Genomic DNA, 20,611 nt, shown 5'->3' with positions numbered 1-20,611 from the left:
GCGAGACGCCACCTTCCTAACGCAAATTCGGGCATCAAACCGCTTTTGTGCGGTCCTGCCCGAACACATGCAGAGGAAGCGGAAGCCGCTTCTTGCCCCGGAAGTCTGTCGCTCGTTAAAAAACGAACCCTGTTTGAGGCCTTGGCTCCACAGCGCGCCGCCACGGAAAAAGAAGCCTCACATCGGCTCAGACGTGGGGCGCCTAATACGCGCAACCTCAAGACGCGTCAAGCCCGTACGGGCAATAATCTTGCCCGCGGGCGCGTCAGACGGCCCCATGCGAACGTCCGCGGCCCAATATGGGAAGATGAAGCGGGATTTTCCAGCCCTTGCCCTGTCCTTCGCCGGCCATAAATGCCAGCATACACCCATGCGCCTGCAACGGCGCCCCACAGGAGCGGTTCACATGAACGACAATGAAGAGCGGCCTGTCACCATCATTACCGGCCGCGTATGGCGGGAGCCGGGCGAGTCGAGCGAGGGCGTTCATGTGATGCTCGTCGCTCCCGACGACGATACCGCCGTGCGACTCGCCCTCGAGGCGCTGGCGCAGGAGGGGTATGCGGAGGCCGAACTCGACCAGATCGGGGAAATGATCGGCGCGCCCGACGAGGAGCCTCACCTTTCCGCCTGGCAGGGCGCCACCGAGGGCGAAATCGCGATCGTCACCTTCGAAGAACCCGCGTGATTCTCCACCGGCAGCGGCACAAACAAAACGCCCGGCAAAAGCCGGGCGCTTGAAAACGATTCGCCTACGGACAGATCAGCGCGAATAGTACTCGATGACCAGATTCGGCTCCATCTGGACCGGATAAGGCACGTCGGCAAGCGACGGCACACGAACGTATTTGGCGACCATCTTGCTGTGGTCGACATCGATATAGTCCGGCACGTCGCGCTCGGGGAGCTGGACAGCCTCCAGAACGATGGCGAGCTGCTTCGACTTCTCGCGCACTTCAATCACGTCGCCCGCCTTGCAGCGGTAGGACGGAATGTTGACCCGGCGGCCGTTCACCTTGACGTGGCCGTGATTGACGAACTGGCGCGCGGCGAAGATCGTCGGTACGAACTTCGCGCGGTAGACGATGGCGTCGAGACGCGATTCCAGAAGGCCGATCAGGTTCTCCGTCGCCTCACCCCGGCGGCGGATCGCCTCATCGTAAATGCGGCGGAACTGCTTTTCAGAAATATCGCCGTAATGGCCCTTCAGCTTCTGCTTGGCGCGCAGCTGCTGGCCGTAGTCCGACAGCTTGCCCTTGCGGCGCTGGCCGTGCTGGCCGGGACCGTACTCACGGCGATTGACCGGCGACTTGGGCCGGCCCCAGACATTTTCGCCCAACCGGCGGTCGAGCTTGTATTTTGCGGATTGGCGTTTGCTCATCGCATTCCCTTTCAAATCATGAACGCCCGGCACGTCGCGTTCCGGGCGAAGGAAACGCGCCCTCCTCTGACCCCCATTTCCGAGGCCTGACAGGAGATCACCGCACGCTCGAGGCGATCCCCACGGGACACGTCAAGGACACGAACGCTGCAGGCAGCCGTCGCGCCAGCGGCGGCACATAAGGGAGGCGAGGCGGAAAGTCAACGTTGTGCTGCGCCTCGGTGAACCCATTGACATCCTAATTCCGATGTGTAAGATTTTTCTTACACATGAAACAGACTAGCGACGCACCACCCTCGGGCGAGGAATTGCTGCGTATCCTCGCGGCACTCGCCAATCCGCACCGTATGCGGATTCTGGCCACGTTGTGGGCGAACGGCCGCAACTACATCAGCCAGCTTGCGCGGGAGATCGGGATCAGCCGGCCCCTTCTCCACCTGCATCTCAACAAGCTGGAAGAAGCCGGCCTGGTGCGCAGCGAAATGGAGCTTTCGGAAGACGGCAAGGCCCTCAACTATTTCGAGGTGACGCCGTTCGAGGTGCTGCTCCACCCTCACGTGATCGAGCAGGCGGCACAAAGCCTGCCGCCCGAGAACAGGAAGGAGGACGTTTGAGAGTATGGAACAGGACTATCTGATGGGCGTAATGGTGCTGACCCTCGGCACCATCGTCGCCGTCACCATCATCATTCAGCTCGCAGCCACCTGGAGAGCGCGCATGAGCGCCGCCCGCGAGGAAAACTACCGCCAGCTTGCTGAACGCGCGACGGCGGCGCTCGCCGAGAACACAAAGAGCCGCAAACGGGTCGAGCGCGAACTGGCGGATATCCGCGCCAAGCTCGCTTCCATCGACCATGTGCTGCGTCAGGTCGAATAAGGGCTGCTTCAGGTCAATTCAATAATGAGAAGCGCAAGCGGGCCATGCGGCACCCGCTATCGGCACTTGCCATTGATGACATCGTCGCCCGAACCAGGCGAAAGGCAGCGTCACCCTTCCGTCAGCACGCCGCCCGCCGCGCGTAAGGCGTCCGGCGTATCCACGTCGAGGCTTGCCGCCTCGCCCAGTTCGACGTCGATCACGTCCAGAGGTGCGCTTTCAACGATCTGGCGCGCACCGGTATCGCCTTCGAGGCGCTCGACCTCGGCAAACAGGGCGCGCGGGAGGATCACCGGATTGCCCCGCTTGCCGTTATGGGTGGCGCGCACGATCGCCTTGCCGCCCGCCGCGATGAAGGCGTCGATCAGCCGGTCGAGGTCGGCCGTTTTCACGCCCGGCATATCGGAAAGCGCCACCAGCGCACCCGCCGCATCCGGCGGCAGGGCACGGATTCCAGCCTTCAGCGAGCTTGCAAGGCCGGTGGCGTAATCCAGGTTTTCCGCCGTCTTGATTTCCAGGCCTGACAGTGCATCGCGCACGGCTTCCGCCTCATGGCCGAGCACGGCCACACTTCCCGCCGCCTTGCTCTTAAGGATGCGCTCGGCCATGCAGCGCACGAGCGGCTTTCCCCCGAAATCGGCAAGCAGCTTGTTTGCGCTTCCCATGCGGCGCGACTGACCTGCCGCCAGAAGCACCGTCCAGACCTTCGCCTGAGCGGGCGCCGGCCTGGCCTCGCGCGGTTGCGGCCGCGTGGGGATTTCCATCAGTAAGCCGCCGACGCCCATGCCCGCGATATCCTCCGGCCGTACCTCCATTCCCGCAAGCAGTCGGTCGAGCACCCAGTCGAAGCCGTTCAGCTTGGGACTGCGTGCGCAGCCTGGTACGCCCAGCACCGGCTTGCCATTGAGGGACCCGAGCACCAGCAGATTGCCCGGATCGACCGGCATGCCCACGCGCGCCACATCGCCGCCCGCAAGCCGGATGCCCGCGGGCACGACATCATCCTCGTCGCAGACCGCCGAGGCGCCGAAAACAAGCAGAATGTCGCTGTCTTCAAACTGAGCGCGGATCGCGCGCGCCACCGCCTCCGCCTCATGCGGCGGGCGCAACTCCCCGGCGATCCGGCTTGCCGAGCGCGCAAGCCGCGCCTCGGTGATGCGCGCGGTCTTGTCGAGCACGCTCGCCTTGACGCCCGGCAAGGTGGTCTGGATGAGCCCCACCCGGCGCGGCGCAAAGGGACGCACGAAAAAAATGTCCCCTGCCCTGCAGGCATTCTCCGCCTGCGCCACCAGATTTTCGGCCACTGCGAAGGGAATGATCTTGACCGTCGCCACCATCTGCCCGGCTTCCACCGGCGCGTAAGGATTCAGGGTGGCGAGCGTGATGGCGGGGTCGATGCCATTCACCGCATCGACGATCTTGCGATCGACCAGGAACACGCCCGCTTCCGTGGCATGGATATTGACGCGGCCCGTGGAGGGCGGCCGCGCCTCCACATTGGCGGCCCGGCAGGCCGCGGCGATGCGCCGCGCGGCTTCATCCTCATCAAGATCGTCGGGTTCGAGGCTCGCCGCGATCACCTCGCGCACGCCCGCTTCCGCCAGGTCCTTCAGGTCCTCAGCCGTCAGGCGGTGCGCCTTGCGGAATCGCTTCTCGCCCGCATGCGTGGCGTGGGCGAGGATTGCGCCTTCGGCGTTTTCTATGGCGATCGGTCCGAATTTCATGCCGCCACGCTCCTGCTGGCCGAAAGCCCCCGCGAACGCAGCGCTTCGATGATTTCGGCAAGCACGGCAACGGCGATCTCGGCCGGGCTCGCGGCACCGATCTTCAGTCCGATGGGCGCCCGGATACGCTCGATCGCTGCAGGCGAAACACCCGCCTCCGTCAGCCGCTCCACGCGCCTGGCGTGGGTCTTCCGGCTGCCCAGAGCGCCCACATAGAAGCAGCCCGCCTCCAGCGCGGCCTTCAGCGCCGGATCGTCGATCTTTGGGTCATGTGTAAGCGCAGCGAGCGCGCAATAGGCGTCAAGCGGGCTTCGCGCCAGCGCTTCCTGCGGCCACTCGGCGTCGAGCCGCACATTGGGGAAGCGTTCCGGCGAGGCGAAGGCCGTGCGCGGATCGATGATGTGCAGGTCGAAGCCCGCTATGGCCGCCATCGGCGCCAATGCCTGGCTGATGTGGACCGCCCCGATCATGACGAGCCGTGGCGGCGGCAAATGCACGTTGAGGAAGAAGCTTCGGCCGTCAACCTCCACCACCCCCGACTTGCCGGAGCGGAAGGCGGAGGCCACCGCCTCGCCCAGATTGCCCGCGACCAGATCGCCTTCCACAACCACGCGGTCGCGCCCGTCGCCAAGGTCGGTGAGCAGAATCGCCGCGCGGCGCTCGCGGCGGCACTGGTTGAGCTTCTTCAGCGAATAGGGATCCATGGCCCCTCAGCCCAGCCGCTCGACATAGACTTTGATGCGCCCGCCGCAGGATAGGCCCACCCGCCAGGCCGTCTCGTCGGCGACGCCGAATTCCAGCATGCGCGGCTTGCCGTCGGCGATCACCTCCGCGGCCTCGGCAATGACCGCGCCTTCCACGCAGCCGCCGGAGACAGAGCCCTCGAACTGGCCGTCGGCGTCGATGACGAGGTGGCTGCCGACCGGGCGCGGGGCCGAGCCCCAGGTTTCCACCACTGTGGCGATGGCCACGTCGCGCCCCTCCTTCATCCATTCCTCGGCGATCGTCAGCGGATCGCGTAAGGTTCCGCCTTCAACGATGTCGGACATTCCGCCTCCTCCTCGTCGAATCGCATATGAGGATTCCGCCGCCTGGCGCGCAGCGAACCCTAACAATATGGTCACGCACGCACGCGCTTGCCAAGTCCTGCGGCCGGGGAAAGCCGCGTCCCCCGCCCAGGAGCGGCGGAGAGCGCGGCGCACAGGTCCGACAGCGCCTCCAGATTGTGCACGGGTCGCAGCTCGTCCACATAGGGCAGCATGGCGCGCACGCCGCGGGCGCGCGGCTCGAAGCCCTCGAAACGCAGAAGGGGATTGAGCCAGACGAGCCTGCGGCAGGATTTCTGCAGCCGCTCCATCTCCCGCCCTAGCGTTTCGACATCGTCACGCTCCAGGCCGTCTGTGATCAGAAGGACGATAGCGCCCTGCCCCAGCACACGGCGCGACCAGAGCCGGTTGAAGGAGCCGATCGCCTCGCCGATGCGCGTGCCGCCCGACCAGTCCTTGACCGCACCGGCGCATTGCGCCAGCGCCTCGTCCGGATCGCGGTGTCGCAACTGCCGCGTCAGATTGGTGAGCCGGGTGCCGAAGACGAAACTGTGAACACGCCTGCGCCGCTCCGTCAGGGCGTGGAGGAAATGCAGGAAGATGCGTGTGTACTGGCTCATGGAGCCGGAAATATCGGCGAGCACCACCACTGGCGGATGCACGCGGCGCGGGCTGCGGTAACGCGGCAGAAGAAGGTCGCCGCCCGTGCGCAGGCCGAACCGCATCATCGCCCGCGGGTCGATGCGCGCGCCGCGTGGATCAGGCCTGAAACGGCGGGTAACCACGAGATCGTGCGGCATCAGGAGCGCTGCAATCGCCTTGCGCGCCTCCGCCAGCTCCTCGGCCGTCATCTGCGCGAAATCCTTCTGCCGCAGCACCTCCCGCGCGGAGACGGAAAGGCGGGCATCGACCTCCACCTCCTGCTCCTGCCATTCCTGCCGGTCCAGATTCGCGAACGCCTCGCTTGCGCGGGTCTGGCCTGCGCGGGGTTTTTCCTTCTGTGCAGCCGCGCGCGCCACCGGCGACAGCATGGCGAGCATCTTCTCGATCAGCCCGCGCGAACGCCAGAACAGCCGGAATGCCTCATCGAAGACCGCATGGTCCTCGCGGCGGTTGACCAGAACCGAATGGAGCGTCCAGTAGAAATCCTCCCGCGAGCCGATTCCGGCGGCCAGCACCGCCTGTATCGAATCGGTCACGGCCGCTGGCCCCACACGCAGCCCCGCCTTGCGCAGCGCGCGGGCAAAAAAGACGATGTTGTCGGCAATCCGACCCTCCGTAGAGGCCGTGTTGTGGCCGCTTGCGTTGGGTTCCCGCATCGCCTTACTGGGCCGCGGCCAGCTCGGCCCTCACCTCGTTTAGGATTCGCGCGCTCTCGCCTTCCTGTAGGCGGGCGATATCGTCCTGATATTTAAGCAGCACGCCGAGAGTATCGGAAACCGTCTCGGGATCGAGCGCCACCTTGTCGAGCTCGGCAAGCGCATTGGCCCAGTCGATCGATTCGGCCACGCCGGGAACCTTGAAGAGATCGATTTCCCGCAGCCGCTGAATATAGGCCACCACTTCCCGCGAAAGCCTCTCATTTGCCCGCGGCACCTTGCGGCGCACGATCTCCAGCTCTCGCGCGGCATCGGGATAATCCACCCAGTGATAGAGGCAGCGCCGCTTGAGCGCGTCGTGGATTTCGCGCGTGCGGTTCGTGGTGATGATGACGATGGGCGGCTCTTCCGCCTTGATCGTGCCGAGCTCCGGCACGCTCACCTGATAGTCCGATAAGATCTCCAGCAGGAAGGCTTCGAATGCCTCGTCGGTGCGGTCGAGCTCGTCTATGAGAAAGACCGGAGCTGCACCGGCCTTGCCCGTCAGCGCCTCCAGAACAGGCCTGCGGATCAGATATTTTTCCGAGAAGACGTTGCGCTCCATCGCCGCGCGGTCGGACACGCCCGCCGCCTCCTCCATGCGGATCTCGATCATCTGCGCCGCATAGTTCCATTCATATACGGCGGAGGAGACGTCGAGCCCTTCATAGCATTGCAGGCGGATGAGCCGGCGCCCGAGAGACGCGGCCAGAACCTTGGCGATCTCCGTCTTGCCCACGCCCGCCTCACCTTCGAGAAAGAGCGGGCGGTGCATTTTGAGGCTCAGGAACAGCACGGTCGCAAGCGCCCGGTCGGCCACGTAGTCGGCCGCGTTCAGCATTTCGACCGTCTCGTCGATCGATTGCGGAAGGGGGCGCGGTTGTGGCTCGGGCATGACGCCTCCGGGAGATTTGCGCTACAGCACGCGGTAGCCGCGGTCGTGGTAAAGAAGAGGCCTGAGCTTATCGCCGATGCGCAGGCCTGTCACCTTGCCGAAATAGATGCGGTGAGTGCCGAGTTCCTTCGTGTCGATCACCTGACAGTCGAACACCGCCAGAGCGCCGACCAGCGTGGGCGCGCCCGTGGTCAGCACATCCCATTCGGCAAGGGCGAAGCGCTCTTCCGGCGGCAGGCCGGTGAGGCCCGAAAAGGCGTTCGACACCGCCTCGTGCTCAGCGGCGAGCGTGTTGAGCGCGAAGACGCCATTGTCCCGGAAAACGTCGTTGTTGACGTTTTCGCGGTTGAGACAAACCAGAACGATGGGTGGATTGTCCGAAACGGAACAGGCGGCGATCACCGTAACGCCGCGCCGGCCTGCCTGCCCGTCGGTCGTGACCACGTGCACCGCGCCGGCAAAGCGAGCCATCGCGTTGCGATAATCCTGCGGTGCAATGTTGTTGATCTTGAGCACTAAAACCTCGCCGCCTCGATATAGGTTCGACCCCTGCGCTTGCAAGCGCGGCGTCTCAATAGCGTGTTGCGCGCATCCGTGCCACCATTTACCAGTGTCGGGACCGACAACCGCACAAGGATGTTCCGCCCTGCCGATGCGCTTTGCCTTTTTTGCCTTTCTGCTCCTGGCCGCGCTCGCAGCACCCCGCTCCGATGCTCAGGAGGCGTTGGTGGTCGGCCTGGCCGCGCCTCTCAGCAACGATCTTGCCGTACTGGGACGGCAATGGGCGGACGGCGCCCGGGTTGCCGCAAACCGGGACGGTTCGGTGCGCCTGGTCGAGGCCGACAGCGGCTGCACGGAGGATGGCGGTGCGGCAGCCGCAAGGCAGCTCATGGAAAAAGGCGCCTCCATCGTCATCGGCTTTCTGTGCACACCGGCGATCGAGGCCGCCCTGCCGCTTTTTACGGAAGCAGGCATACCCGTCATAACGCCCGTGCGAACCACTGGCCTCACGGACCACAAGACGCGCACCGGATGGCTCGTCTATCGCCTCGGCCCGCGCGCCGACGCCGAACGCAAGGCGGTGTCGGACATTCTTGTGCGCCGCTGGCGCGGCGAATTCTTCGCCATCGTTGACGACGGCACGATCTATGGCAGGGAGCTCGCGGAGGATCTGCGGGCGCAGGCGGAACTGGCGGAGCTCAAGCCCGTCTTCGTGGACACGTACCGGCCGCAGCTCGACAATCAGATCGGCCTTGTCGGCAGACTGAGGCGCGCAGGCGCAACCCACGTCTTCGTCGGAGGCGACCGCGCCGATATAGCCATCATGGCTCGCGACGCCGCAAACCTCGGCTATGACGTGGTTTTTGCAGGCGGAGAGGCGCTCAAGGCCGAGGACGGCTCGGTCCCGCTGCCGGAAGGCGTGCTGATGGTCGGCATGCCGGACTGGCGCGAGCTTGCAGCACCGGAGGCGCTCGCTGCGCTTCAGGAGGCGGAGGTGATCGTGGAAGGCTATGTCGTTCCGGGCTTCACAGCCCTCGAGGTGGCGGCCGCCGCCCTTCGCGAGGCCGCCTCGCAAGGCGTTCCCGTCCAGGACGTCCTCGCTGGACGGGATTTTCCGACAAGCATCGGCACCGTCCGTTTTGACGAAAAAGGTGACATGACGGGAGACCTCTACCACCTCTTCCGTTATGACGGCCACGCTTTCGTGGAGGTGGAATAGTGTTCCAGGCCGGCCCCAGAAACCTGATTACGGATGTCGCGGGCCTGAAGGTCGGCAACAGCCGGGACGATCGCCTGAAATCGGGCGTCACGGTCGTTCTGGCGGACGAGCCGGCGGTCGCGGGCGTGAAGGTGCTGGGCGGCGCGCCGGGAACGCGCGAGACCGATCTGCTCGCGCCCCATGCGCTCGTCGAGCGCGTCGATGCGGTGGTGCTTTCCGGAGGCTCTGCTTTCGGCCTTGATGCCGCCGCCGGCGCTCAGGCCGCTCTGCGCGAAATGGGCCGGGGCTTCCAGGCGGCCGGCCATCGCGTGCCCATCGTGCCTGCCGCCATCCTGTTCGATCTTGCCAATGGCGGAGAGAAGAACTGGGGCCGCTTTCCGCCCTATCGCGAGCTTGGCTTCGAGGCCGTTCACGATGCGCACGCGGAATTTCCCATCGGCTCCGAGGGCGCGGGTACGGGTGCCCTCACGGCCGGGCTCAAGGGCGGGCTCGGCTCCGCCTCCACGGTGCTTTCGGACGGCATTACCGTCGGCGCGCTGGTGGCGGTGAACGCCGCCGGGTCGGTGACCATCGGCGGCACCGCACATTTCTGGGCTGCCCCCTTCGAAATCGGTGACGAGTTCGGCGGGCTTGGAATGCCCTCCCCGTTCCCGGCGGATGCCAGCAGGGTCGTACGGAAGAAATTCGGCAACCTGGAGAACACCACCATCGGTGTCATCGCCACGGATGCCAAGCTGGACAAGGCTGGAGCCACCCGGCTTGCGATCGCCGCTCACGGGGGCCTGGCACGGGCCATCTGGCCCGCGCACACGCCCGTAGATGGCGATCTCGTCTTTGCCCTTTCGACCGAGCGCAAGGAGGTGGCGTTCGACCGCGACTTCGCGATGGAGCTTCACGCAGCGGCGGCCGCCACCATGGCGCGCGCGATCGCCCGCGCGGTTTACGCCGCCGAAAGCGCCGAAGGCGATATCGCGCCCGCCTGGCGCAAACGGTTCGGAAGCTGATCTCGGCCCAGCATGGGGGACAGACTATGACGATCATCCGCCTCGCAGCTCTCGCCGCCGCGCTCCTTCTTCTCTCGGTGGCCGCACGCGCTGGGGACATGGCCACCGTCCAGATCCTCGGCTTCAGCGACGACGGAGGAATCTTCGCCTTCGAGGAATACGGCGTGCAGGACGGCTCCGGCTTCCCCTACGCCAATCGCTATTACATCGACACCGCGAACGACACTTTCCTTCCCGGTACGCCCGTCCGCGTGCGGCTGGACGACGAGCAGGCGAGCGTGGAGCAAGCACGTCAGAGCGCAAAAGAACGTGGCGACGCAATCATTTCCGATGAAGAGCTAACGAAGAACATCGGTTTCACCGCCGGCTGGAACGCCGTCACCGAACTCTCGGCCGACCCGCACCGCATGCTGGTCAATCCCCGGCCCATCATGCCCGCACTCGATGACGCGCTTGAGTTCCGGCTCGAGGAACTGCACCTGCAGCATCCGGAAAACTGCGACGATCTGGGCGAAAGGATCGTGGGCTTCCGCCTCCTGCGAATCGGCACCGTGCCGGGCGAGGAAACGCAGACAGTACACGAGGACGAATCCATACCGGAAAGCCGCGGCTGCCCGCTCGGCTATCGCATCACGGGCGTTCAGACATTCCATCCCGAGGGAGCAAACCCCGTCTTCGCGGTGATGATCGCGGTCCGCCGCTTCGGCTTCGAAGGGCCCGACCACCGCTTTATAGCAGTGACCGGACGGCTGTGACCGGCAACACGGACATTCTGGATCATTCCGCCGTCGGTGCGCCGCTCAAGGTGCGGCTGCGCCGGGCGGTGCCATCCCCGCGCACGGCACTCGCGGGAGCCCTGCTCTGGGGCTTGACCATAAGCCTCAGCGCCTATCTTGGCATCGCGCACTGGGCCAATCCGCACCACGCGGCCCTCGTCGTCCTCCTGTTCGGGATCGGCGCGGCCCTCGCGTTCCCCGCAGCGCTCTTCCTCTCGCGCCTTGTTGCGGAAAACAAGGCACCCAGCGGGCGGTTCGCTGCCGCCTTCGTGATGCTGGCGCTCGGTACCATCGCGGTGACGGCAATCCTTTTCGCGCTCGACTATCGCATCTATTACGCTGCCTGGCACGAGGAGCCGTTCACGCGCGGCTGGTTTGTGCAATTCGCTTTCACGGTGGCCGGCGCCCTCTATCAGTTCGCCGTCATCGGCCTCAGGCTCTATTTTCCCATCGGCTTCGCGGCGCTTTTCGCGGCCTCGCTGTGGTTTGCGCTGCGCGTGCGTTGACTTCGTTCCTCCGTCTGATAGGACCCGAACCGGCATTCCCGAAGCATAGGCAGGCCCCATGATCCCGCGCTACTCGCGGCCGCAAATGGCCGCAATCTGGTCGCCCGAGTCGAAATTCCGCATCTGGTTCGAGATCGAGGCGCATGCCGCCGATGCCATGGCCGAGCTCGGCATCATCCCGAAAGAGGCTGCCAAAACCATCTGGGAAAAGGGCGGCAATGCCACCTTCGACATCGGCCGCATCGACGAGATCGAGCGCGAGACCAAGCACGACGTCATCGCCTTTCTCACGCATCTTGCAGAGATCGTCGGGCCCGACGCGCGCTTCGTGCATCAGGGGATGACGTCGTCCGACGTTCTAGACACCTGTTTCAACGTCCAGCTCGTGCGGGCGAGCGATATTCTTCTCGCTGATCTCGACCAGCTGCTTGCCGCGCTGAAACAACGCGCTTTCGAGCACAAGGACACCGTCACCATCGGCCGCAGCCACGGCATCCACGCCGAGCCCACCACCTTCGGCCTCAAGCTGGCGCAGGCCTATGCCGAGTTCGTCCGCTGCCGCGAAAGGCTGGAGCGGGCGCGCGAGGAGGTCGCCACCTGCGCCATCTCCGGTGCGGTCGGGACCTTCGCCAATATCGATCCGCGCGTGGAAGCCCATGTGGCGGCAAAGATGGGGCTGAAGCCCGAGCCGATCTCCACCCAGGTGATCCCGCGCGACCGCCACGCGATGTATTTTGCCACGCTCGCCGTCATCGCCTCCTCCATCGAAAGGTTGGCGGTGGAAATCCGCCACCTGCAGCGCACGGAGGTTCTGGAAGCGGAGGAATTCTTCTCACCCGGCCAGAAAGGCTCGTCGGCAATGCCGCACAAGCGCAACCCGGTGCTTTCGGAAAACCTCACTGGCCTTTCGCGCATGGTGCGCGCCTATGCCCTGCCCGCCATGGAGAATGTGGCCCTGTGGCACGAGCGCGACATCTCCCACTCCTCGGTGGAGCGCATGATCGGACCGGACGCCACGGTGACCCTCGATTTCGCGCTGGCGCGGCTTACCGGGCTCGTGGAAAGGCTGGTCGTTTATCCGCAGAACATGCAGAAGAATCTCGACCGCTTCCGCGGCCTCGTCCATTCGCAGCGCGTGCTTTTGGCGCTTACACAGGCCGGCGTCAGCCGCGAGGACGCCTACCGGCTGGTGCAGCGCAATGCCATGAAGGTGTGGGAGCAAGGCGCCGATTTCCTGGAAGAGCTGCTGGCCGACAAGGAGGTGCGCGCCGCGCTGTCGGAGGAGGAAATCCGGGAGAAATTCGACCTCGCCTACCACACCAAACACGTGGACACGATTTTCAAGAGGGTGTTCGGAGAGGCTTGAAAGCGCCTCCGAACACCGCGCTTCCGCACAGGCGCGCGGAACGGAAGCGGAGCCATGGCGCCAGTCCTGCCAGGGCCGCGTTTCGTATAGGCTATGCCTGCTCTTGCGGCACCAGCTTCACCACCGTGCCCCAGGGGTCTTCGAGGACACGTTCCTCCGCGACATCGGCGGATTTCAGGCTGATCCACGCCAGCCCCGCGCGGCGGGGATCGCGCCGGCCCGCACCGGCGCTGCGCCAGCTGTTGACGCCGATGTGGTGATGATAGCCACCTGAGGCGAGAAACACGGCCTGCGGCCCGTAGCGCGCCATGGTGTCGAGCCCGACCGCCTCCCGCCACCACTTTTCCGCCTCGGCGGGGTCGCCCACGCGCAGATGCACATGGCCGATCACAGTCCCCTCCGGCGCGCCGTTCCAGGCCCCCTCGCCCGCTTCGGCGAAAAGATCGTTGAAGTTGAGCCGCAGCGTCTTCATGGCCACTTCGTCATCCTGCCTGGGCCAGAGCTCCTGCGGCCTGTCGGCGTAAATCTCGATACCGTTTCCCTCGGGGTCGCTCAGATAGATGGCCTCGCTAACCAGATGGTCCGATGCGCCTTCGACCCCAATCTGCCGGTCGATCGCGTAGCGCGCCCAGTGGGCGAGGTCAGACCGGGTGGGCAGCAGGAAAGCCGTGTGGAAAAGGCCCGCCTCGCGCGGATCGTCCGGCTTTGCGGCATCGTCCTGCTCGATTTCGAGAAGCCAGCGCTCGCCGGCCCCCATCACGATCACGCTGCCCCGGCGTTCAAGCTCCTGAAGCCCCACAACATCGCGGTAGAAATGGCCGAGTGCCTCGGCGTCACGCGCTTTGAGAGCAACCCGGTCGAGGTGGACGGGCGTGGTGGCGGAAAAGGGAAGCGCGGTCATCTTTTATCTCCGGGGCTCTGCGTTCCGGCGCGGCTGCCGGAAGCTTTGACGGTGTCCCGTATGTGATCCCCGCAAGGTACCATCACAAGGCCGGAAATGAAAACGCGCTGTTCACCAATCGGCATCCGACCGGATCGCCAATCGGGGTCCAACCGGAAGGAAAAAATATGAGACGCCGGGCGCTTGCACTGCGGGAACACGCTGGCTACATGCGCGGCCATGAAAGCAAGGGACGCCGACATCCTCATCATCCCCGGCTACACCAATTCCGGCCCCGATCACTGGCAGAGCCGGTGGCAGGCGCGCCTGTCCACCGCCCGCCGCGTAGAACAGGCCGAATGGTCAAAGCCCGTCCGCGAAGATTGGGTGGACAATGTCGTCAAGGCGGTGAACGAAGCCGAAAAGCCGGTCGTTCTGGTCGCCCACTCATTGGGCATTGCCTGCGCCGTACATGGCATACCGCGCTTCCGCAAGCCGGTGGCGGGCGCTTTCTTCGTCGCGCCGCCGGAGGTCACCAATCCGAACATCAGGCCAAGGCACCTGATGACGTTCGGCCCTTACCCGCGCGATCCGCTGCCCTTCCCATCGATCGTGGTGGCAAGCCGCAACGACCATTTCGGCAGTTTCGAAGCGGCCGAGGATATCGCGGCCGCCTGGGGTTCGCTTTTTCTCGATGCAGGAAACGCCGGCCACATCAATGCCGAGGCAGGCTATGGGCCGTGGCCGGAAGGCTCCCTCACCTTCGCGCGCTTCCTGTCAAAGCTTTGACTCGGGTTCGGTACTCGAATTGATGCTCGCCTGCGCCCTCTCGATCATGTCGGCCGCGCCCTGCGCGATATAGCTGTAGTCGTTGCCGAAGGCGAAAAAGCGGAATCCCATGGCATGATACCGCCCCACCATCCTGGGATCGGCGCAGTAGATGGCCGCGTGCTTGCCCGCCGCCCGCGCCCGCTCCGCGATCTCGCCGATGGCCTGCATCATGTCCGGCAATGTCGGGTCAACCGTTCGACCGTTGCTCCAGGCGATGGAGAAATCCGCCGGACCGACGAAAATCCCGTCGATCCCTTCCGTACCGACGATCTCGTCCACTAATGCGAACGCGGCGCGGGTCTCGATCATGGCAAAGGCCAGCGTGCGCCCCTTGGCCGTGTCGAGCCAGTGCTGACCGCCCGGCTCTTTCGAGCGGGGCAAGGCGAAGGTCGGCCCCCAAGACCGCTCACCCACCGGCGGATAGTTCGTGGCGGCGGCGAAACGGCGCGCATCCTCCAGCGAATTCACCATAGGCGCAATCACCGCTTCGGCGCCGAAATCGAGCGCGCGGCTCGCCATGTCGAACCGGCCGACCGGAATGCGCACGATCACATGCCGGCCGCGCTCCTTGAGCGGCAGAACGCCGCGCAGCACGCTGTTCTCATGATGGCCGCCATGCTGCATATCGAGCGTCACGGCCTCGAAGGCGGTGCTGGCGATGGCTTCTATCGTGAGGGAATCTGGAATGGTGGACCAGGCCGAAAATACGGTCTCGCCCGCCTTGAGCCGCTCGGAAAGCGTGGCCATCGCCGCCGTACCTTAAGAGCTCTTCACCTGCTCTATGGCCTCCGCGAGCAGATCGATCATCTTCTTGCGGATGACCTCATCCGGTTCGCTGATGCCGGCCGCGTCGAAATCGCCCCTGATCTTGCGGAAGACGTCTTCGTCGCCCGCCTCCTGGAAATCCGCGACCACCACCTGCTTGGCATAGGCTTCGGCCTCGTCGCCGCTCTTGCCGAGCTTTTCCGCCGCCCAGAGGCCGAGCAGCTTGTTGCGGCGCGCCGTTGCCTTGAACTTCAGCTCCTCATCACGGACGAACATTCGCTCGAAGGTTTCTTCACGTTCTTTCATGCTGCTCATGGGCTACCCTCGGATCAAGCACTGCCGCGCGCCGCGCGGCCACGCGATAGATGGATATTCAGGATAGGAGTGTTAGAGACCAGAAGCCATCTCCGGTCAATCGCGTAATCATCCGTTCGCCGGGGGTCAATCCCGCATTGGTTACAACCAGGAAATGGCGATTGAGATAATAACGCATTTGCGTTACAGACCGCGAGTGCTATCAGGCGCCTCCCTCTTGCCGAGTCGGGCTCATGATCACCATTTGGAAGACCGGCACCCAACATCAGAGAATGCCATGAACCGTCGCCGCCGCATTTACGAAGGCAAGGCCAAGATTCTTTACGAAGGGCCTGAGCCCGGCACGCTCATCCAGTTCTTCAAGGACGATGCCACGGCCTTCAACAAGAAGAAGCACGAGGTCGTGGACGGCAAGGGCGTGCTCAACAACAGGATTTCCGAGTACCTGTTCGAGCATCTCAACCGGATGGGCATTCCCACCCACTTCATCCGGCGCCTCAACATGCGCGAGCAGCTGATCCGGGAAGTCGAGATCATTCCGCTCGAAATCGTGGTGCGCAACATCGCCGCCGGCTCGCTTTCCAAGCGGCTCGGCATCGAGGAAGGCACGGTGCTGCCGCGCTCCATCATCGAGTTCTACTACAAGGCGGACGCGCTGGATGACCCGATGGTCTCCGAGGAGCACATCACGGCCTTCGGTTGGGCGAGCCCCCAGGAGATCGACGACATCATGGCGCTCGCCATCCGCGTCAACGACTTCCTTTCCGGCCTCTTCCTGGGCGTCGGCATCCAGCTCGTCGATTTCAAGATCGAATGCGGACGCCTGTGGGAAGGCGACATGATGCGCATCGTCGTGGCCGACGAGATTTCCCCCGACTCCTGCCGTCTGTGGGACATCTCCACCCGCGACAAGCTGGACAAGGACCGTTTCCGCCGCGACATGGGTGGGCTTGTGGAAGCCTATCAGGAAGTGGCCCGCAGGCTCGGCATCATGAACGAGAACGAGCCGCCAAAGCCCTCCGGCCCCGTGCTCGTCTCCTCCAAGCCGAACGGCCAGACCCGGCACTGAAGACAGGGAACCGGTTTTCGTGATCAAGGCACGTGTCACAGTCACGTTGAAAGACGGTGTACTCGACCCGCAGGGGAAGGCCATCGAAGGCGCGCTCCGGGCCCTCAGCTTCTCAGGCGTCGGCGAAGTGCGCCAGGGCAAGGTGTTCGATATCGAGCTCGACACGGCCGATCGCGCCCGGGCCCAAGCCGATCTCAAGGATATGTGCGAGCGCCTGCTGGCTAATACGGTGATCGAAGACTATAGTATCGCCATTACCTGAGGTTGTGGCGGGGCAGGATATGACAGAAGTCAGCCAGGAACAGCTCTACGGAATGGTCTTGGACATGGAGCAGCATTTCCGCAACCTGTCGGACGCCCTGGGTGACATCAAGCGGGAAGTTAAAGTAATCAACGGGCAGCTTGCAGCCGCCGAGCGCGACCTTTCGAACGTTTGTGTAATTTTGTCGCGCCACGACAAGCGCCTCGATCGAATTGAACGTTACCTCGATCTAAACTCCACCGCCGACAGGCCACAGCCTCATCACGACGCATGAAATCCGCTGTCATCCAGCTTCCCGGCCTCAACCGTGACCGCGACATGATCGCGGCGCTGACGAAGATTTCGGGCAAACCGCCCCTCACCGTCTGGCAGACGGAAACGGAGCTGCCCGACGTCGATCTCATCGTCATCCCGGGCGGCTTCTCCTATGGCGACTATCTGCGCTGCGGCGCGATTGCCGCGCGCATGCCGGTGATGCGCGCCGTAGCTGAAAAGGCGGCGCAGGGCGTGCTCGTCATGGGCGTGTGCAACGGCTTCCAGATCCTGCTCGAGGCCGGCCTGCTGCCGGGCGCGCTGATGCGCAATGCGTCGCTCAAATTCGTCTGCCGCCATGTGAAGCTCCAGGTCGCCAACGCCAACACCGCCTTCACCCGTGCCTATTCCCCGGGCCAGATCATCCGCTGCCCGGTCGCTCACCACGACGGCAACTATTTCGCCGATCCTGAAACACTGGCCCGCATCGAAGGCGAAGGTCAGGTGGTCTTCCGCTATGCAGAGGGCACCAACCCCAACGGTTCGGTCAACGACATCGCCGGCATCGTGAACGAAGCGGGCAATGTGCTCGGCCTCATGCCGCATCCGGAAAACCTGATCGAGGACGCCCATGGCGGCACGGACGGGCGGCCGCTCTTCGAAAGCGTCATGAGCCTGGCGGCTTAAGGCGATACTGCCCGATCCCGTCTTACCGGGCGACAATCGAAGGTGCAGAGATGAACGGAAGCCGGGCGCTGGTAGCAGCACCCCTCGCAGCCCTGATGATGCTGGCCCTCGGCGCTTGCAAGGCAACGGTGCCTGCCTCCCGGCCCTCTTCCGGCAAGAGCGCCTCGCTACAAGCCATGGAGCAGGTAGCGATGGCGGCGCACAGATGCTGGTTCGCCAGCGCGGACAAGGCTTTCAGCGCCTATCGCATGGCCAATGAACTCAATTCCTTCAGCGGCCGGCCGCGATTCCTAGTCGTTCCTTCCGGCGACTATGAGGGCCTGCCCCTTTTGGTGGTCCAGGCCGAAGGCGAATCGAGACGCATCGAATTTTTCGGGCCACTGCTGGAGGGTTCTCTCGGGCCGAGGATTACGGCCGACCTCCAGCGCTGGCAGAGGGGCGACACCAGTTGCACGCAGGGCGTTTAAAGACCCGCGGCGCAGAGGAATCGTTGGAACTCGACGTCTATTTCTATACCGCCGTGCACGCGTTATGGCTTAAGCAGAACGTGACCTTCCCGGCACGCTTCGAATCAGGTTTGACATGCCCCAAGCGAACCGTGACAACGGCGCCAAGCACGCAACCAGCCGACCAATCCCGCCGAAGCAGCAGCAGATGACCATTCCCAACACGGTTCCCATCACGGACGAACTCATCGCAGCCCACGGGCTCAAGCCAGACGAGTACCAGCGCATTCTCGATCTGATCGGCCGCGAGCCGACCTTCACCGAGCTGGGCATCTTCTCGGCGATGTGGAACGAGCATTGCTCCTACAAGAGCTCGAAGAAGTGGCTGCGCACGCTGCCCACCTCCGGCCCGCAGGTGATCCAGGGGCCGGGCGAGAACGCAGGCGTGGTCGATATCGGCGACGGCCAGTGCGTCGTCTTCAAGATGGAGAGCCACAACCACCCCTCCTATATCGAGCCCTATCAGGGTGCGGCCACCGGCGTGGGCGGAATCCTGCGTGACGTCTTCACCATGGGCGCACGGCCCATCGCGGCCATGAACGCGCTGCGCTTCGGCGCGCCGGACCATCCGAAGACGCGGCATCTCGTGGCGGGTGTTGTGGCCGGCATCGGCGGCTACGGCAATTCCTTCGGCGTGCCGACGGTGGGCGGCGAGGTCAATTTCGATCCGCGCTACAACGGCAATTGCCTTGTCAACGCCTTCGCCGCCGGGCTCGCCCGCACCGACGCGATCTTCTATTCGAAAGCCGAGGGCGTCGGCCTGCCGGTCGTCTATCTGGGGGCCAAGACGGGGCGCGACGGCGTGGGCGGCGCCACCATGGCCTCGGCCGAGTTCGACGAGGGCATCGACGAGAAGCGCCCCACCGTGCAGGTGGGCGACCCCTTCACGGAAAAATGCCTGCTCGAAGCCTGCCTCGAACTGATGGACACCGGCGCCGTCATCGCCATCCAGGACATGGGTGCCGCGGGGCTGACCTGCTCCGCCGTGGAAATGGGCGCCAAGGGCAATCTCGGCATTGAGCTCGACCTCGACAAGGTGCCCGTGCGCGAGGAAGGCATGTCGGCGTACGAAATGATGCTGTCGGAAAGCCAGGAGCGCATGCTCATGGTGCTCCGGCCAGAGAAGCGGGAGGAAGCGGAAGCGATCTTCCGCAAATGGGGCCTCGACTTCGCGGTGGTCGGCCGCACGACCGACGATCTTCGCTTCCGCGTGCTTCACCAGGGCGAAGAAGTCGCAAACCTGCCGATCAAGGAGCTGGGCGACCAGGCGCCGGAGTATGACCGGCCCTGGGTGGCTCCCAAGGCGCCCCCTGCCCTTGATCCGGCAAGCGTGCCGCAAACCGATATCGCCGAAGCGCTCGTCAGGCTCATCGGCTCGCCCGACCTTTCCTCCCGCCGCTGGGTCTGGGAGCAGTACGATACGCTGATCCAGGGCAATTCGCTGCAGATACCGGGAGGCGACGCCGGCGTCGTGCGCGTGGAGGGGCATCCCACAAAGGCCCTCGCCTTCTCCTCCGACGTCACCCCGCGCTACTGCGAGGCCGATCCTTACGAGGGCGGCAAGCAGGCCGTGGCCGAATGCTGGCGCAACCTCACCGCCACCGGCGCCGATCCCCTCGCCGTCACGGACAACCTCAATTTCGGCAATCCCGAGCGGCCGGAGATCATGGGCCAGTTCGTGCGCGCCATAGAGGGCATCGGAGAGGCCTGCCGGGCGCTCTCCTTCCCGATCGTCTCCGGCAATGTCTCGCTCTACAACGAGACGCTCGGCCAGGCGATTCCGCCCACGCCCACCATCGCCGGCGTCGGCCTCATCCCCGACTGGTCGAGGATGGCGCGCACTGCCTTTGCGGCTGAAGGCCAGGCGATCCTGCTTGCCGGCGCGCCGGAAGGCTGGGGCACGCATCTCGGCCAGTCCGTCTATCTGCGCGACATCCACGGCCGCGCCGCAGGCACGCCGCCTCCGGTTGACCTGGAACACGAGAAGCGCACTGGCGATTTCGTGCGCGGCCTGATCCGCTCAGGCAAGGCCACCGCCGTGCATGATTGCTCCGATGGCGGGCTTGCCGTGGCGCTCGCCGAAATGGCGATGGCCTCCGGCATCGGCGCGATCATCGACGAGCCGCCCGCGGATCCCGCAGCCGCCTTCTTCGGCGAGGACCAGGGACGCTACGTACTCACCGCCCAATCCGATGATGAAGCCCTTCAGGCGCTCTTCGAGGAAGCTGAAAAAGCGGGGGTGTCGCTTGTCTGCATCGGGATGACCGGCGGTCGCGAATTGAAACTTGGCGGGGCGCGTGCCATATCGGTGGCAGAACTAGAAGAAGCCCATGAGGGATGGTTCCCGGCGTTTATGCAGGGCTGAGACGCTGTTACACGGACGGGATGCAGG

25 protein-coding genes are annotated in these 20,611 nt (G+C 64.6%); 15 read left to right on the top strand and 10 right to left on the bottom strand.

Annotation, left to right across the window (positions count from 1 at the left end):
- Window positions 1-406 precede the first annotated feature (406 nt).
- Window positions 407-688: a transcriptional regulator gene (locus NYR54_RS12005; RefSeq protein WP_261515900.1), complete on the top strand. Its 282-nt coding sequence runs from the start codon at window positions 407-409 to the stop codon at window positions 686-688.
- Window positions 689-763: 75 nt separating this feature from the next.
- Here NYR54_RS12005 and rpsD read toward each other — a convergent pair whose 3' ends face one another.
- Window positions 764-1,381 carry a 30S ribosomal protein S4 gene (gene rpsD / locus NYR54_RS12000; RefSeq protein WP_261515899.1) on the bottom strand — a complete coding sequence of 206 codons (618 nt, stop codon included), beginning with the start codon at window positions 1,379-1,381 and terminating at the stop codon, window positions 764-766.
- 269 nt (window positions 1,382-1,650) lie between these two features.
- Here rpsD and NYR54_RS11995 point away from each other — a divergent pair, with 269 nt between their 5' ends.
- Window positions 1,651-1,995, top strand: a complete 345-nt coding sequence (locus tag NYR54_RS11995) for an ArsR/SmtB family transcription factor (RefSeq protein ID WP_261515898.1) — start codon at window positions 1,651-1,653, stop codon at window positions 1,993-1,995.
- A gap of 4 nt (window positions 1,996-1,999) precedes the next feature.
- Complete coding sequence (locus NYR54_RS11990) at window positions 2,000-2,257, top strand: hypothetical protein (RefSeq protein ID WP_261515897.1); 258 nt, start codon at window positions 2,000-2,002, stop codon at window positions 2,255-2,257.
- A gap of 110 nt (window positions 2,258-2,367) precedes the next feature.
- Here NYR54_RS11990 and NYR54_RS11985 read toward each other — a convergent pair whose 3' ends face one another.
- The 6 genes from NYR54_RS11985 to NYR54_RS11960 form a co-directional block, all read right to left on the bottom strand.
- Window positions 2,368-3,981, bottom strand: a complete 1,614-nt coding sequence (locus NYR54_RS11985) for a molybdopterin-binding/glycosyltransferase family 2 protein (protein WP_261515896.1) — start codon at window positions 3,979-3,981, stop codon at window positions 2,368-2,370.
- On the bottom strand, window positions 3,978-4,685 hold the full coding sequence (locus NYR54_RS11980; RefSeq protein ID WP_261515895.1) for an XdhC family protein: 708 nt from the start codon (window positions 4,683-4,685) through the stop codon (window positions 3,978-3,980). Before NYR54_RS11980 ends, NYR54_RS11985 begins: the two co-directional genes overlap by 4 nt.
- Window positions 4,686-4,691: 6 nt before the next feature.
- The gene (locus NYR54_RS11975) at window positions 4,692-5,030 is read right to left on the bottom strand and encodes an XdhC family protein (RefSeq protein ID WP_261515894.1); all 339 of its coding nucleotides are present in this window, start codon (window positions 5,028-5,030) and stop codon (window positions 4,692-4,694) included.
- A gap of 71 nt (window positions 5,031-5,101) precedes the next feature.
- On the bottom strand, window positions 5,102-6,346 hold the full coding sequence (locus NYR54_RS11970; RefSeq protein WP_261515893.1) for a vWA domain-containing protein: 1,245 nt from the start codon (window positions 6,344-6,346) through the stop codon (window positions 5,102-5,104).
- 4 nt (window positions 6,347-6,350) lie between these two features.
- The gene (locus NYR54_RS11965) at window positions 6,351-7,280 is read right to left on the bottom strand and encodes an AAA family ATPase (protein ID WP_261515892.1); all 930 of its coding nucleotides are present in this window, start codon (window positions 7,278-7,280) and stop codon (window positions 6,351-6,353) included.
- Between the two features lie 21 nt (window positions 7,281-7,301).
- Window positions 7,302-7,796 (bottom strand): flavin reductase, encoded by a 495-nt coding sequence (locus NYR54_RS11960; protein ID WP_261515891.1) that lies wholly within the window; start codon window positions 7,794-7,796, stop codon window positions 7,302-7,304.
- Window positions 7,797-7,932: 136 nt separating this feature from the next.
- Between NYR54_RS11960 and NYR54_RS11955 the strand changes: the two genes are divergently transcribed.
- The 5 genes from NYR54_RS11955 to purB are packed head-to-tail and all read left to right on the top strand — an operon-like array spanning window position 7,933 to window position 12,652.
- The gene (locus NYR54_RS11955; RefSeq protein WP_261515890.1) at window positions 7,933-9,000 is read left to right on the top strand and encodes a branched-chain amino acid ABC transporter substrate-binding protein; all 1,068 of its coding nucleotides are present in this window, start codon (window positions 7,933-7,935) and stop codon (window positions 8,998-9,000) included.
- Window positions 9,000-10,004: a P1 family peptidase gene (locus NYR54_RS11950; RefSeq protein WP_261515889.1), complete on the top strand. Its 1,005-nt coding sequence runs from the start codon at window positions 9,000-9,002 to the stop codon at window positions 10,002-10,004. The genes NYR54_RS11955 and NYR54_RS11950 overlap by 1 nt, the downstream gene beginning before the upstream one ends.
- Before the next feature lie 26 nt (window positions 10,005-10,030).
- Window positions 10,031-10,759, top strand: a complete 729-nt coding sequence (locus tag NYR54_RS11945) for a DUF2259 domain-containing protein (RefSeq protein WP_261515888.1) — start codon at window positions 10,031-10,033, stop codon at window positions 10,757-10,759.
- Complete coding sequence (locus tag NYR54_RS11940; RefSeq protein ID WP_261515887.1) at window positions 10,756-11,286, top strand: hypothetical protein; 531 nt, start codon at window positions 10,756-10,758, stop codon at window positions 11,284-11,286. Before NYR54_RS11945 ends, NYR54_RS11940 begins: the two co-directional genes overlap by 4 nt.
- A 58-nt stretch (window positions 11,287-11,344) precedes the next feature.
- The gene (purB, locus tag NYR54_RS11935) at window positions 11,345-12,652 is read left to right on the top strand and encodes an adenylosuccinate lyase (RefSeq protein WP_261515886.1); all 1,308 of its coding nucleotides are present in this window, start codon (window positions 11,345-11,347) and stop codon (window positions 12,650-12,652) included.
- A 91-nt stretch (window positions 12,653-12,743) separates the two neighbouring features.
- Here purB and NYR54_RS11930 read toward each other — a convergent pair whose 3' ends face one another.
- A complete protein-coding gene (locus tag NYR54_RS11930) occupies window positions 12,744-13,553 on the bottom strand; it encodes a VOC family protein (RefSeq protein ID WP_261515885.1) in 810 nt (269 codons plus the stop codon).
- 219 nt (window positions 13,554-13,772) lie between these two features.
- Here NYR54_RS11930 and NYR54_RS11925 point away from each other — a divergent pair, with 219 nt between their 5' ends.
- On the top strand, window positions 13,773-14,321 hold the full coding sequence (locus NYR54_RS11925) for an RBBP9/YdeN family alpha/beta hydrolase (protein WP_261515884.1): 549 nt from the start codon (window positions 13,773-13,775) through the stop codon (window positions 14,319-14,321).
- Here the strand turns inward: NYR54_RS11925 and NYR54_RS11920 are convergent.
- Together NYR54_RS11920 and NYR54_RS11915 are read right to left on the bottom strand one after the other, a co-directional pair.
- The gene (locus tag NYR54_RS11920; protein ID WP_261515883.1) at window positions 14,310-15,110 is read right to left on the bottom strand and encodes an HpcH/HpaI aldolase family protein; all 801 of its coding nucleotides are present in this window, start codon (window positions 15,108-15,110) and stop codon (window positions 14,310-14,312) included. The genes NYR54_RS11925 and NYR54_RS11920 overlap by 12 nt on opposite strands.
- Window positions 15,111-15,122: 12 nt before the next feature.
- Complete coding sequence (locus NYR54_RS11915; protein WP_261515882.1) at window positions 15,123-15,443, bottom strand: DUF1476 domain-containing protein; 321 nt, start codon at window positions 15,441-15,443, stop codon at window positions 15,123-15,125.
- Between the two features lie 277 nt (window positions 15,444-15,720).
- Here NYR54_RS11915 and purC point away from each other — a divergent pair, with 277 nt between their 5' ends.
- The 6 genes from purC (at window position 15,721) to purL (ending at window position 20,584) form a co-directional block, all read left to right on the top strand.
- Window positions 15,721-16,512 (top strand): phosphoribosylaminoimidazolesuccinocarboxamide synthase, encoded by a 792-nt coding sequence (purC, locus tag NYR54_RS11910; RefSeq protein WP_261515881.1) that lies wholly within the window; start codon window positions 15,721-15,723, stop codon window positions 16,510-16,512.
- Between the two features lie 19 nt (window positions 16,513-16,531).
- Window positions 16,532-16,774, top strand: a complete 243-nt coding sequence (gene purS, locus NYR54_RS11905; protein WP_261515880.1) for a phosphoribosylformylglycinamidine synthase subunit PurS — start codon at window positions 16,532-16,534, stop codon at window positions 16,772-16,774.
- 19 nt (window positions 16,775-16,793) lie between these two features.
- Window positions 16,794-17,048, top strand: a complete 255-nt coding sequence (locus NYR54_RS11900; RefSeq protein ID WP_261515879.1) for a hypothetical protein — start codon at window positions 16,794-16,796, stop codon at window positions 17,046-17,048.
- Window positions 17,045-17,713: a phosphoribosylformylglycinamidine synthase subunit PurQ gene (gene purQ, locus NYR54_RS11895; RefSeq protein WP_261515878.1), complete on the top strand. Its 669-nt coding sequence runs from the start codon at window positions 17,045-17,047 to the stop codon at window positions 17,711-17,713. The genes NYR54_RS11900 and purQ overlap by 4 nt, the downstream gene beginning before the upstream one ends.
- 50 nt (window positions 17,714-17,763) lie before the next feature.
- A complete protein-coding gene (locus tag NYR54_RS11890; RefSeq protein WP_261515877.1) occupies window positions 17,764-18,180 on the top strand; it encodes a hypothetical protein in 417 nt (138 codons plus the stop codon).
- A 187-nt stretch (window positions 18,181-18,367) separates the two neighbouring features.
- On the top strand, window positions 18,368-20,584 hold the full coding sequence (purL, locus tag NYR54_RS11885) for a phosphoribosylformylglycinamidine synthase subunit PurL (protein ID WP_261515990.1): 2,217 nt from the start codon (window positions 18,368-18,370) through the stop codon (window positions 20,582-20,584).
- The last annotated feature ends 27 nt before the right edge of the window (window positions 20,585-20,611 follow it).

Origin of the sequence: Chelativorans petroleitrophicus (genome assembly GCF_025398195.1) — a bacterium.
Classification (GTDB): domain Bacteria; phylum Pseudomonadota; class Alphaproteobacteria; order Rhizobiales; family Rhizobiaceae; genus Chelativorans; species Chelativorans petroleitrophicus.
Note: the sequence above shows the minus strand (reverse complement) of the source record. Positions and strands in the feature narration are given on the sequence as shown.